General features: G+C 38.3%; 12 protein-coding genes. 6 read left to right on the top strand and 6 right to left on the bottom strand.

Annotation, left to right across the window (positions count from 1 at the left end):
• Window positions 1-46: 46 nt before the first annotated feature.
• The 3 genes from ACJJVW_RS13960 to ACJJVW_RS13950 all read left to right on the top strand — a co-directional run bounded on the left by ACJJVW_RS13960 (window position 47) and on the right by ACJJVW_RS13950 (window position 3,684).
• Window positions 47-937, top strand: a complete 891-nt coding sequence (locus ACJJVW_RS13960) for a dienelactone hydrolase family protein (RefSeq protein WP_405252649.1) — start codon at window positions 47-49, stop codon at window positions 935-937.
• A 5-nt stretch (window positions 938-942) separates the two neighbouring features.
• Window positions 943-1,416, top strand: coding sequence for a nuclear transport factor 2 family protein (locus tag ACJJVW_RS13955; RefSeq protein WP_405252647.1), 474 nt, complete (start codon window positions 943-945; stop codon window positions 1,414-1,416).
• Between the two features lie 90 nt (window positions 1,417-1,506).
• Window positions 1,507-3,684 (top strand): B12-binding domain-containing radical SAM protein, encoded by a 2,178-nt coding sequence (locus tag ACJJVW_RS13950; protein ID WP_405252645.1) that lies wholly within the window; start codon window positions 1,507-1,509, stop codon window positions 3,682-3,684.
• Between the two features lie 53 nt (window positions 3,685-3,737).
• Here the strand turns inward: ACJJVW_RS13950 and ACJJVW_RS13945 are convergent, their stop codons facing one another.
• From ACJJVW_RS13945 to ACJJVW_RS13935, 3 genes are all read right to left on the bottom strand, one after another.
• On the bottom strand, window positions 3,738-4,562 hold the full coding sequence (locus ACJJVW_RS13945; protein WP_405252643.1) for a hydroxymethylglutaryl-CoA lyase: 825 nt from the start codon (window positions 4,560-4,562) through the stop codon (window positions 3,738-3,740).
• Window positions 4,563-4,700: 138 nt separating this feature from the next.
• On the bottom strand, window positions 4,701-6,263 hold the full coding sequence (locus tag ACJJVW_RS13940; RefSeq protein ID WP_405252641.1) for an NAD(P)/FAD-dependent oxidoreductase: 1,563 nt from the start codon (window positions 6,261-6,263) through the stop codon (window positions 4,701-4,703).
• Window positions 6,264-6,352: 89 nt separating this feature from the next.
• Entirely contained in the window at window positions 6,353-6,622 is a 270-nt protein-coding gene (locus ACJJVW_RS13935) for a DUF4834 domain-containing protein (protein WP_108878692.1), read from the bottom strand.
• A gap of 30 nt (window positions 6,623-6,652) precedes the next feature.
• Between ACJJVW_RS13935 and ACJJVW_RS13930 the strand changes: the two genes are divergently transcribed.
• From ACJJVW_RS13930 to ACJJVW_RS13920, 3 genes are read left to right on the top strand one after another with little or no spacing between them, the layout of a single operon-like run.
• Window positions 6,653-7,726, top strand: a complete 1,074-nt coding sequence (locus tag ACJJVW_RS13930) for a transporter (protein ID WP_405252639.1) — start codon at window positions 6,653-6,655, stop codon at window positions 7,724-7,726.
• Between the two features lie 18 nt (window positions 7,727-7,744).
• Complete coding sequence (locus ACJJVW_RS13925; protein WP_405253113.1) at window positions 7,745-8,884, top strand: GNAT family N-acetyltransferase; 1,140 nt, start codon at window positions 7,745-7,747, stop codon at window positions 8,882-8,884.
• Window positions 8,885-8,924: 40 nt separating this feature from the next.
• A complete protein-coding gene (locus ACJJVW_RS13920; RefSeq protein ID WP_405252637.1) occupies window positions 8,925-9,353 on the top strand; it encodes a hypothetical protein in 429 nt (142 codons plus the stop codon).
• A 15-nt stretch (window positions 9,354-9,368) separates the two neighbouring features.
• Here ACJJVW_RS13920 and ACJJVW_RS13915 read toward each other — a convergent pair whose 3' ends face one another.
• From ACJJVW_RS13915 to pfkA, 3 genes are all read right to left on the bottom strand, one after another.
• Complete coding sequence (locus tag ACJJVW_RS13915) at window positions 9,369-10,235, bottom strand: N-acetylglucosamine kinase (RefSeq protein WP_405252635.1); 867 nt, start codon at window positions 10,233-10,235, stop codon at window positions 9,369-9,371.
• A gap of 132 nt (window positions 10,236-10,367) precedes the next feature.
• Window positions 10,368-11,369, bottom strand: a complete 1,002-nt coding sequence (gap, locus tag ACJJVW_RS13910; protein WP_298324610.1) for a type I glyceraldehyde-3-phosphate dehydrogenase — start codon at window positions 11,367-11,369, stop codon at window positions 10,368-10,370.
• Between the two features lie 16 nt (window positions 11,370-11,385).
• Window positions 11,386-12,372: a 6-phosphofructokinase gene (gene pfkA / locus ACJJVW_RS13905; RefSeq protein ID WP_339844802.1), complete on the bottom strand. Its 987-nt coding sequence runs from the start codon at window positions 12,370-12,372 to the stop codon at window positions 11,386-11,388.
• Window positions 12,373-12,382 lie beyond the last annotated feature (10 nt).

Raw genomic sequence — 12,382 nt, 5'->3', positions numbered from 1 at the left:
TCTCTTTTTTGAAATAAGCGTTACATATTAAAAAGACCAAAAGCCTATGAAACCATTAAGAAAAGAAGATATTGCTCAAGGAGTTTTTGATCTTTATGATGACTACGCACATAATAAAATAGACCGAAGAATCTTTATAGAACGCTTATCTGTATTTGCTGTGGGAGCAGTAACGCTACCTGCGCTACTTAGTTTTATGACACCAGATTATGAAACTACGCAAACCGTAGCGCAAGATGATCCTACTATCGATAGCGACTACATTCAGTACGATTCTCCCAAAGGTGGCGGAAGCATTAAAGGATTATACTCAAAACCTGCAAATGCAACAGGCAAATTACCTGGAGTCATTGTTGTTCATGAAAACAGAGGACTCAATCCGTACATAGAAGATGTAGGAAGACGCACTGCCAAAGCTGGATTTTTATCCCTAGCACCAGATGCTTTAAGTCCGCTGGGTGGTTATCCTGGTAATGATGATGATGGTAGAGCAATGCAACGCAAACGCGACCGTCTAGAAATGCTAGAAGATTTTATAGCTGCCTATCACTATCTTAAAAACCACGGTGATTGTAATGGCAAAGTTGCTGTGGTAGGTTTTTGTTTTGGAGGATGGGTTTCAAATATGATGGCAGTATTACTACCTGATCTTGCAGGAGCTGTGCCGTTCTATGGAAGACAACCAGATGATGAGCAAGCCGCCGAAATCAAAGCTCCACTCCTACTACAATACGGAGGACTCGACGAGCGCGTAAATGCCGGATGGCCCGCTTTTGAAAAAGTGCTTACTGCAAATAATATTCCGCATACGGCTCACTTTTATGAAGGTGTAAATCATGGATTCCATAATAACACGACTCCCCGATTTGACGAGAAAGCAGCTACGATCGCTTGGGATAGAACGATAGCATTTTTTAACACATATCTCAAGGCCTAGTCTTTATGAACCACAATACTCTTATTGAAACATTTTACAAAGCTTTTACTAACGGGGATGCTGCAGGAATGACTGCTTGCTATCACGATGATATTATTTTTTCTGATCCTGCGTTTGGAACCTTACATGGCAAAGAAGCAAAAGCCATGTGGCACATGCTTATCGAGCGTGGTAAAGGAGCTAATAAAGTGAGTTATAGTAAAATTGAAACCACGGCCAACACTGGAAGCGCACAGTGGACAGCCCACTATCCGTACGGACCAAAAAAACGTCCCGTAGTAAATCATGTGACTGCAAACTTTACATTTAAGGATGGCAAAATCATAGAACATCACGATACTTTCGACATGTATAGCTGGACCAAACAAGCACTTGGGTTGCCAGGAGTTTTATTAGGATGGTCAGGATTTATGCGCAACTCGATTCAAAAAAAGACCAACGGGATGCTCAAAAACTACATGGAGAAAAATCCGCAATAAGTCGGCTTCCTTTTAAAGTGTCACGTTACCCATATCAATAGTGTGGAGTAATTCAAGTATCTTTATGCCCCGTTAGAAAAAGCATTCTTTTTGAAAGATATTTTACTCATCACTCCGCCATTTACGCAACTCAATACCCCTTATCCTGCTACGGCATATATTAAAGGGTTTTTAAATACTAAGGATATTTCGTCATTCCAGATGGATCTTGGTATAGAGGTTATTTTGCAACTATTTTCATCTAAGGAGTTTACAAGGCTTTTTGAGATTGCTCACGAGCATGACACGATTGTTTCAGATAATTGCAGGCGTATCTATGCAATGCGAGATACCTATGTTAAGCTACTTGATGATGTGATCTTGTTCTTACAAGGAAATAATCAAACCCTAGCAAGACAAATATGCACCGGTAACTTTTTACCACGTGCTTCTCGATTTGATCAGCTAGATGATATGGAGTGGGCTTTTGGTGAGATGGGAATGCAAGACAAAGCAAAACACCTTGCCACTCTTTTTCTAGAAGACCTCTCAGATTTTATTGTAGAGTGTATTGATCCTAATTTTGGATTTAGTCGTTATGCAGAGCGTTTAGGTCAAAGCGCAAACTCTTTTGATGAGTTATACACCTCGCTACAAGATGACCTTACTATTATAGATGAGATTACTATAGAGATTTTAGAAGCACGCTTTCGCGAAAGCGTACCAAAACTAGTGTTACTCTCCGTTCCATTTCCAGGGAATCTATACAGTGCTTTTAGATGTGGGCAGTGGATTAAAGAACACTACCCAACAGTCAAAGTGGCTATGGGAGGTGGTTTTCCTAATACAGAATTACGAGAATTAACAGACACGAGAGTCTTTGAATTTATAGATTATATTACGCTAGATGATGGCGAACTCCCAGTAGAACTTCTCGTAGAAGATGTTGTGCAAAACGTTGAAAACCCTACCTATAAGCGCACATTCATTCTTGAAAATGGTGCGGTTACTTATAAAAATAATACGCTCCGTCAAGACTATAAACAAGCATACTTAGGTACTCCAGATTACTCAGATTTATTGCTTGATCAGTATGTCTCTGTGATTGAGATTGCAAACCCTATGCACAGTTTGTGGAGTGATGGTCGCTGGAATAAGCTTACCATGGCGCATGGTTGCTATTGGGGAAAATGTACCTTTTGTGATATTTCGTTAGATTATATAAAAATTTACGAGCCCATCGCTGCGAGTATTCTCGTAGATCGTATGGAAATACTTATTGAGCAAACAGGAGAAACTGGTTTCCACTTTGTAGATGAAGCCGCACCACCTGCATTGATGAAAGCGCTTGCGCTTGAAATCATCAAACGCAAGCTAGTTGTCACCTGGTGGACAAACATTAGGTTTGAGAAAAACTTTACTAAAGATTTATGTAGACTCCTCAAAGCTTCTGGCTGTATTGCCGTTTCTGGCGGACTAGAAGTCGCTTCAGATAGACTATTAAAGCTTATTGATAAAGGAGTGACTGTTGCACAAGTTGCTCAAGTTACACTCAATTTTACCGAAGCAGATATTATGGTGCACTCCTACTTGATGTATGGATATCCTACTCAAACGGAGCAAGAAACGATAGATAGCCTTGAGATGGTACGCCAGCTTTTTGAGCTGGGCATTATACAATCTGGATTCTGGCATCAATTTGCCCTTACCACGCACAGCCCTGTAGGTAAAGACCCAGAAAGCTACGGAGTAACTCCACATTACAATGCGATTACCTTTGCAAATAATGATGTAGACTTTAGTGATAAAACAGGCATTGACCATAGCAAATTCAGCTACGGACTCAAGAAATCCCTATTCAACTACATGCACGGAATAGGGTTTGATGAGGGCTTGCAAGAGTGGTTTGACTTTGAGGTTCCTCGCACAACGATACATCCACATGTGATAGAAGATAGCCTTCAAGACGAATTGCAGTTTAATACAAAATCTACCTCTAGAATTTTGTGGCTTGGCTTTGCTCCTATGCAAAAGACTTTTAAAAAGAAAAAGCGCGAACTAACAGAGCTTACGTTTCAGGATCAAACGGGAACTACACAAATTACGATAGATACTCAAGATGCACTTTGGCTAATTGACATGCTAGAAACGGCGAGTCCACATCAAGATAAATTACCAACTTACGCAGCACTCAAATCTTCGTATGAGGAAACGCAAGAAAATTTTGAGTTATTCTGGTATTCTAAGGCTATGCTCAGTTTGCGAGAAGCAGGACTACTGGTTATATAAGATAATAGGTTGTTGAAGTACGCTTTCGCGAAAGCGTAACAAGAAAAATACTCCTAGTGATATTTCTGAAAGATTTTTAAGGCTTCATTATAGCTACTTTCAAAGCTCATTGCGTTCACATTATCATTTGCTTTTACCGAAGCAAAGTAAGAAATGAGCTTTTCTGTAGGCATGTTGCCTGTAAGATCATCTGCTGCCATAGGGCAACCGCCAAAACCTTGAATTGCACCGTCAAATCTACGGCAACCAGCTTTGTAAGCTGCATCTACCTTCTCATGCCAAGTTGTTGGCGTTGTGTGTAAGTGCGCGCCAAACTCCACTTCTGGATAACGCTTAATAAGATTAGAGAATAGATAATCTATCGTCTCTGCATCTGAGGTGCCAACGGTATCTGATAATGAAAGTATTTTAACTCCCATACTGCTGAGCTTCTCTGCCCACTCCCCTACGATATCAACATTCCATGGATCACCATATGGATTACCAAATCCCATGGAAATATAAACAACGAGCTCTTTATCCTTAGAAGAAGCGAGTTCTATAATATCTTTCAATAAATCTACAGATTGAGCGATAGTTTTATGCGTATTACGCATCTGGAAGTTCTCTGAGATAGAAAATGGATAACCAAGATAATCTACCATTTCATGCTGCACGGCATCTTGAGCACCACGCAAGTTTGCCACAATAGAAAGTAACTTACTATCTGTCTTTGAGAGGTCAAGACTGTGCAAAACCTCTGCAGAATCCTTCATTTGAGGAATCGCCTTAGGCGACACAAAACTTCCTACGTCTATGGTGTCAAAACCACAGCGTAATAATGATTGTATATATTGAACCTTAGACTCCGTAGGAATCCAGTCTTTTATACCTTGCATCGCGTCACGTGGACACTCAATAATTTTTACATTCTCATTCACTACGTAAAAATAGCAGTTTCAATTGTTGTATCACAACTAGAAGCGACAATTAAGTGACGATTTTATAATTTAATTGTCAACAATATTTAACAGCATCTACTGCTGCGCTTCTTGTTTTGCAACAATTTTATCTACGCAGTTGATACCATCTATAGCCGCAGAAATAATCCCTCCAGCATATCCAGCACCTTCACCACATGGATATAATCCCTTAATCTCTACATGCTCAAGTGTTTCCCAATCGCGAGGAATAGAAACTGGAGATGATGTACGACTTTCTGGAGCGTGTATTACAGCATCATTAGTGAGATAACCTTGCATCTTTCGTCCAAAACCTAAGAACGCCTTCTTCAATCTTTTGGCTATCATATCTGGCAATACCTTATTAAGATCTACCGACACAATTCCTGGTTGGTAAGAAGTTTTAGGAAAATCCTTAGACACGCGACCGTCTATAAAATCACGCATGCGCTGTGCGGGTGCTGCTTGAGTTTTACCTGCAGCTTCCCAACATGCACGCTCTACAGACTTTTGAAAGTCTAAACACACAAAAGGGTCTCCCTCTTTGTAATTAGGTAAATCTTCTGGGGTAACACTAACTACAATACCAGAATTTGCATACGGGTTATCACGCTTAGAAGGACTCCAACCGTTAGTTACAATCTCTTCTTGATCTGTAGCACAAGGTGCTATAATTCCGCCAGGACACATACAGAAAGAGTAAACTCCTAACCCATCAACCTGTTGTACTAGGCTATAAGAAGCCGGCGGTAAGTACGGATTATCACCATCTGAATGGTATTGTATGTCATCTATTAATTCTTGCTGATGCTCAATACGAACACCTATTGCAAAAGGCTTTGCCTCTATCTTAATATTGCGTTTATGAAGTAAGTAAAATATATCACGAGCAGAATGGCCCGTTGCAAGTATCACGTTATCAAAATCAAGCCAATCGGTATCATTCACCTGTATTGCTGTAATGGCACTATCTTCTATCTTGAGATCTGTAAGTTTTGTATCAAACCTCACTTCGCCTCCATACTGGATGATAGCTTCACGCATCGCAGTAATGATTTTAGGTAATTTATTAGTACCTATATGTGGATGTGCATCTACTAAGATATCTTCTACCGCTCCAAAGTGTACAAACCACTCAAGAGCTTTAAGTACGTTACCACGTTTTTTTGAACGTGTATATAACTTCCCGTCAGAATATGTTCCTGCTCCTCCTTCTCCAAAACAGTAGTTAGAATCTGGATTTACGATATGTTCTTTGTTGATAGCTGCTAGATCGCGTCTTCGCGCACGTACATCTTTTCCTCTTTCAAAAACAATAGGTTTTAATCCGCCTTCTACAGCGCGCAGTGCGGCATATAATCCCGCAGGACCAGCACCTATAATCGCTATTTCTTTTGCATTTGAAACATCTTGGGGTACAAAAGGAGGAATCTGGGGACGCTCTTCTCCATTTTTCCAAAATTCAATTTGTAGTGAGACTTTCACTGGTGATTTGCGAGCATCTATAGATCGCTTGCGTATATCCCATTCTCTTACATCATCTGCTCTGAGTCGCGCTTTTTTAAAGGCAACTTCTGCGATGTAATCATCATCTTCTGCTTTGTGTGGGAGTACGTTTATTTGAACAAGTGTAGACATAGCGCGAAGATAAGTCCTTACAATCTTGAAACCGAACTAGAATTTAAAAATTGAAACGTAATTTTTAGGAATTGTAGACAAAAAGAAGATTAGTCTATTTCTTCATAGTCTACATACTCACCTACCACTTTTGACGCTTTTTTAGGCACATCTTTAGTTTGAGCTGTTGGTCTTTGTGTTTGTTGTGCTTGCTGCTGGAAACCTTTAAAAGCGTTTTCCATTTTCTGTCCCGCTTTTTTAGTAATGTATTTTACGAGATAAGGCCAAAGTAATTTACCTAAGAATCGCAACCCAAAATAAACCATCAATATGATGGCTAATGTTTTTAGGAAACTAGGAATTTCTGCAACTAAGAGCATAAATATAGCTTTTAGACAAAATTAGTAATTATGAATCGCAACAATAGCCCGTATAAGCTTAAAAAAAAGATAAATTCTCCTATATTTGATATACTAACCTACAAACCTATGCATACGTTGCGTTTTTTAACCTCAGTCTTTATATACTTCGCACTCGTGGCTACGGCTACTGCTCAATATACTGAGACAATTAATTCAAACAGACCTGGAGAATCCCAAGGTGCTTTTAGTGTAGGTACTCGAGTTTTACAAGTAGAGACAGGTTTTGATATAGGTAACGACACCCACTCCTTATTACAAACAGATACAGATATAATAGGCTATAATCTTAATTTAAGATATGGTTTGTTTTTTGAAAATCTAGAACTAAATGGACTTATGCGTTATCAACGTAACGAGGTTTCCTTTACTTCTGGCTCTGCACCACTAGATCCTATATCTGGACTTGAAACGGTACAAATAGGAGCAAAATATTTAGTCTATGATCCTTATAAATACGCTAAAGACGAGGTAAATCTATACAGTTACCATGCTAATAACCGCTTCAAGTGGAAAACATTAATTCCAGCAGTAAGTGTTTATGCCGCCGGTGTTTTTGACTTTACAAATAGTCAATTTAACACCGTACGCGAAGACGGGATTAGTCCTAACATTGCTTTAGTGTTACAGAATAACTGGGGTCGCTGGGTATGGGTAAATAACATAATCTTAGACAGAGTAGGCACTGAATTTCCTACAAACTCATGGATTACTACTCTAACGCATTCATTTAATGAGAAATTTGCTGGATTTGGAGAGTATCAACTTATAAATGGCGATTTATACGCCGATTATATTGTGAGAGCTGGTGCGGCATATTTAATTACAAAGGATTTACAAGTGGACTTAGGTGGTCTTGTAAATTTTAAGGACACACCAACTCGATGGAACGTTTCGGCAGGGTTATCATACCGACTAGACCTACACGAGAAAGACGAAATTATAGAAGATAAAAATGCGGCTGATGATAAGAACAGTTCATCTAAAAGACAAGCAAAGCGCATAAATAAAAAGAAACGTAAAGATGCTGTAGATCCAGATGGTCAAAGCAACGATACAAACTAACTCCCCTAAATGCAATCGATGATTACTCTTAAGGAAATGTCAACCCCTAGAGAACTTAAACAATTTGTGAAGTTCCCATTTTCCCTATATAAAAATGAACCTAAATGGGTACCTCCTATCGTGGCAGATGAGCTAGATAGTATGGATCCAGCAAAAAATCCAGTTTTCAAAAATGCTACAGCTCGTTATTTTCTTGCTTTCGCGAAAGCGGAAAATGGAAAAGAGAAAGTAGTGGGAAGAATATGCGCAATCATTAATGCCATTGAAATTAAAGAACAAGGAAAACCTAAAATGCGTTTTGGTTGGTTTGACGCCATTGACGATATAGAAGTTACAAAGGCACTTCTTGCCAAGGTTACTGAGATTGGGAAAGAAAATAACCTCGAGTTTATTGAGGGACCTGTAGGGTTTTCAAACATGGAAAAAGCAGGATTACTTGTAGAAGGTTATGAGTATATGAATACCATGATTACCTGGTATAACTTTCCTTATTATAAAGATCATTTTGAGCAACTAGGCTTTGAAAAAGCTGCCGAATGGGTAGAGTTTAAAATACAGATCGATCCGCCAGAAAAGCAGAATCCAAAAATTAAGAAGTTTGCCGATATTATTGCCAAGCGCTATGAACTTAGTCCGCTAGAGTTTAAAACCTCTGCAGATGTAAAGCCATATGTAAATGAAATGTTTGGCTTACTTAACAAAACGTATGACAAGCTGAGTACGTTTGTACCCATACAGCAGTACCAAATTGATCATTACAAGGAAAAGTATATCAAGTACATACATCCGGATTTCATTAAGTGTGTACAAGATAAAGATGGGAAACTAGTTGCATTTGCGATTACGATGCCCTCTTTTAACGAAGCACTCAAAAAAGCTAATGGTAGTTTATTTCCTTTTGGTTTTTATCACTTGCTTAAAGCGAAAAAGCGAAATGACACTGCTGCGTTCTATCTCATAGGTATTGATCCAGAATATCAGAATAAAGGAGTTACTGCGGTAATCTTCCAGAAAATGCAAGAGCTTTTTAATAAGCGAGGTATTACTCAAGTTGAGACGAATCCTGAGCTGGAAGAAAATAAAGCTATACAGCAACTGTGGAAAAACTATGAGCATATACTCCACAAACGAAGAAGAACGTATAGAAAAGATTTTTAATAAGGCTTTACACGTTCTCAAAAGCAAATAACAACTACCTATGATGATAGATGCTCTAAGCCTTTTTCAACTTCTTATTGATTTTGGTCTCGTAGTGTTAATCCTTATGGTACAGCTTACAATTTATCCCAGTTTTCTGTATTACAAAACTGAAGATTTAGTGCGCTGGCATCAGAAATACACAGGAGCTATTGCTATGGTTGTTGGCCCATTGATGCTTGCACAATTACTTTTGTCCATTTACGTAGTATTTGTAAACCAACAGTATTTGCTAGGTGGAATTCACCTGACTTTAGTTCTAGCCACTTGGATATCTACAGCAATACAATTTGTGCCTATTCACAATCGGATTGGAAAAAGTGAACATACCAATAAGGATCTACAAAAGCTTGTACATCATAATTGGATACGAGTAATACTTTGGATTTTAATCCTGCTGCTAGGCCTATTTCAAAACTATCTAGCTTAATTTTTACGAGGTGTATTAAGCTTGTAAAATGTGTTGCTTGTGATGAGCAACTAGACCATCAATAGGTCTTTTTAAAATTTTACCAGGTGTAAGTCCAAAACCTTTAAGCACTTCTTTCAATTCTGCCTGGAGATAGAAACCTATAGAACCTACAAAGTGAATTGGTATTTCCTTAGCATCTGGAAACTGTAAAACAACTTGGTGTTCTATAAATAGAGAAAGTCCCTTTTTGATAACCTCTTGGCAATAATCTTCATCTTTATTCTCTATAAGAAAACGGGCAAAAGTTGCTAAGTAGGTATTAGGGTTAGGGTTTTTATACAAGTGATTCTTGATATTTTCTGAAGTAAGATCATATTCTGACTCAAACTTCTCCGCAAGATGTTTAGGTATTTTTCCGAATTTATAATCTCTTATAAGTTCTGCTCCATAATAATTACCACTAGCGTCATCCATAAGTATATAACCTAGGGACACTACTTTTTGGATAATATCTTTACCGTCATAATAACTACAGTTAGAACCTGTACCTAATATACAAACAACGCTCTTCTCACCTTCTGTAGCGGTTGCATATAGCGCCGCATAGGTATCTTCTTGAATTACAATCTCTTTTGCCTCATTAAATATCTCATCAAATACCTCTCTAATAAGTTCGCGAGGCTTTGTTGTTCCACAACCTGCTCCATAAAAGTAAAGCCCTTTTACTTTTTTTCGATCCTTATATAGTTCAAAGTTATTTACGATACGTTCACGTAAAATTTCTTGTGATAATACCTGCGGATTTAAGCCCAAAGTTTGAGTCTGGAAGAGGTGTTTACCATCATCAGAAAGTGCGATCCAATCTGTTTTTGTGGATCCGCTATCTACTACTAAGATCATATAGAAATGTGTAAGTTTGTGTGTAAAGAGAAAATAATGCGCCTCTAGAGCGCATTTATAATAGCATAAATATAATTCTAATAGCTACTAATGCATTAATCATTAATAGCTATTAGATTATAAAAAACGGTCTTATAGTCCGTTAATCTTTTCTGCTAGGTCTACTAGTTTGTTTGAGTAACCAAACTCGTTATCATACCATGATACTAGCTTAAAGAATTTTGAGTTAAGCTCAATAGAAGCGTCTGCATCAAAAATACTTGTGCGATCATCGCTTACAAAATCTTGAGATACAACTCCTTCTTCTGTATATCCTAAGATTCCTTTCATTGAACCTTCAGATGCTTTTTTGAAAGCAGCTTTAATTTCTTCTAGACTAGTTTCCTTTTTAGTACGTACTGTAAGATCTACTACAGATACATCTACTGTAGGAACTCTAAACGCCATACCAGTAAGTTTACCATCTACCGCAGGAAATACTTTTCCTACTGCTTTTGCTGCTCCAGTAGAAGCTGGCACAATATTTACAAGTGCACTACGACCTCCACGGTAATCCTTTTTAGAAGGACCATCTACTGTAAGTTGTGTCGCTGTAGTTGCGTGGATTGTAGTCATAAGACCTTCTTCAAGACCCCAGTTATCCTCTACTACTTTTGCAAGTGGTGCAAGACAGTTAGTTGTACAAGACGCGTTAGAAACAATCTTATGATCTGCTGTTAATTTCTCGTCGTTTACACCCATTACAAACATAGGTGCATCTTTAGAAGGTGCAGATATCACTACCTTTTTTGCTCCTGCTTGAATATGATAATCTGCAGTATCAAGTGTAGTAAAAATACCTGTACACTCTGCTACAACATCTGTATCCACTTCATCCCACTTAAGGTTTTTAGGATCACGCTCTGCAGTAATACGTATTGTTTTACCATTTACTACTAGGTTCCCATCTTTTACTTCAATGGTTCCATCAAAACGACCGTGCACAGAATCATACTTTAAAAGATATGCAAGGTGCTCTACATCTAGAAGGTCATTTATTGCAACCACATCTACATTATCTCGCTTTACAGTTGCTCTAAAAACAATACGTCCTATTCGTCCAAAACCGTTTATTCCTAATTTCAAATTTGCCATCTTATCTTATTTACAATTATGTGGTCATTATCTCTGACACACGGATTAATTCTTTATTAATTTTAGTTTTACCTTTTATTGCTTCATCTAGTGGTGTAAGCTCCATCATATCATGAATAGTACCCACCATAAAATTACTTTTACCCTCTAGAAGTGACTCTACAGCCTTTACTCCCATCCTACTTGCAAGAACACGATCATAACACGTAGGAGAGCCTCCACGTTGCATATGTCCTAGTACAGATACTCGTACATCATACCCCTCCATATTCTCATCTACATAGTCTTTAAGTTCAAAAACAGATTTACCTATTTTATCACCTTCAGCTACTACAACAATACTTGAAGATTTTCCTGATATTTTAGAACGTTGTAACGATTCTACCAGTCTTTCTATTCCCATGTTTTCTTCAGGAATAAGAATTTCTTCTGCTCCTGCTCCTACTCCTGCGTTAAGAGCGATGTGACCTACATCACGTCCCATCACTTCTACAAAGAAAAGTCTGTCATGCGAGTGTGCAGTATCTCGTATTTTATCTATTGCTTCTACTGCTGTATTAAGTGCTGTATCATATCCAAGAGTACGATCTGTACCTGTAATATCATTATCTATAGTTCCTGGAATACCTATTACTGGAAAATCAAACTCTTCACTAAAATGAAGTGCTCCTGTAAAAGTTCCATCACCGCCTATAACAACAAGTGCATCTATACCAGCCTTCACCATCTCGTTGTGTGCAATCTGTCTACCATCTTTTGTTCTGAAGCGTTGACACCTTGCAGATTTTAAAAAGGTTCCTCCTTTATTAATAATCCCTCGCACGCTTCTAGCGTCAAGAGGAATAAAGTCACCTTCAATCATTCCATCATAACCTCTGTAGATACCTACACAATCTATATTATGGTAGGCACAAGTACGCACTACAGAACGTACAGCAGCATTCATCCCTGGAGCATCTCCTCCAGAGGTCATAACTGCGATTTTGTTTATTTTTTTTGTCATATAAGAGCCA

Source organism: Dokdonia sp. Asnod3-C12 (genome assembly GCF_045063975.1).
In the GTDB taxonomy this organism is placed as follows: Bacteria; Bacteroidota; Bacteroidia; order Flavobacteriales; family Flavobacteriaceae; genus Dokdonia.
The sequence above is the reverse complement of the archived record's forward strand: the minus strand, read 5'-3'. Positions and strand labels throughout refer to the sequence as shown.

Bases quoted from the DNA above. Each gene is read 5' to 3' on its own strand.
- ACJJVW_RS13935 (WP_108878692.1), bottom strand. From the start codon at position 6,622: ATGCTCTTAGTTGCAGAAATTCCTAGTTTCCTAAAAACATTAGCCATC.
- pfkA (WP_339844802.1), bottom strand. From the start codon at position 12,372: ATGACAAAAAAAATAAACAAAATCGCAGTTATGACCTCTGGAGGAGAT.
- ACJJVW_RS13945 (WP_405252643.1), bottom strand. From the start codon at position 4,562: ATGCAAGGTATAAAAGACTGGATTCCTACGGAGTCTAAGGTTCAATAT.
- ACJJVW_RS13920 (WP_405252637.1), top strand. From the start codon at position 8,925: ATGATGATAGATGCTCTAAGCCTTTTTCAACTTCTTATTGATTTTGGT.
- ACJJVW_RS13915 (WP_405252635.1), bottom strand. From the start codon at position 10,235: ATGATCTTAGTAGTAGATAGCGGATCCACAAAAACAGATTGGATCGCA.
- ACJJVW_RS13955 (WP_405252647.1), top strand. From the start codon at position 943: ATGAACCACAATACTCTTATTGAAACATTTTACAAAGCTTTTACTAAC.
- gap (WP_298324610.1), bottom strand. From the start codon at position 11,369: ATGGCAAATTTGAAATTAGGAATAAACGGTTTTGGACGAATAGGACGT.
- ACJJVW_RS13925 (WP_405253113.1), top strand. From the start codon at position 7,745: ATGATTACTCTTAAGGAAATGTCAACCCCTAGAGAACTTAAACAATTT.
- ACJJVW_RS13940 (WP_405252641.1), bottom strand. From the start codon at position 6,263: ATGTCTACACTTGTTCAAATAAACGTACTCCCACACAAAGCAGAAGAT.
- ACJJVW_RS13930 (WP_405252639.1), top strand. From the start codon at position 6,653: ATGAATCGCAACAATAGCCCGTATAAGCTTAAAAAAAAGATAAATTCT.
- ACJJVW_RS13960 (WP_405252649.1), top strand. From the start codon at position 47: ATGAAACCATTAAGAAAAGAAGATATTGCTCAAGGAGTTTTTGATCTT.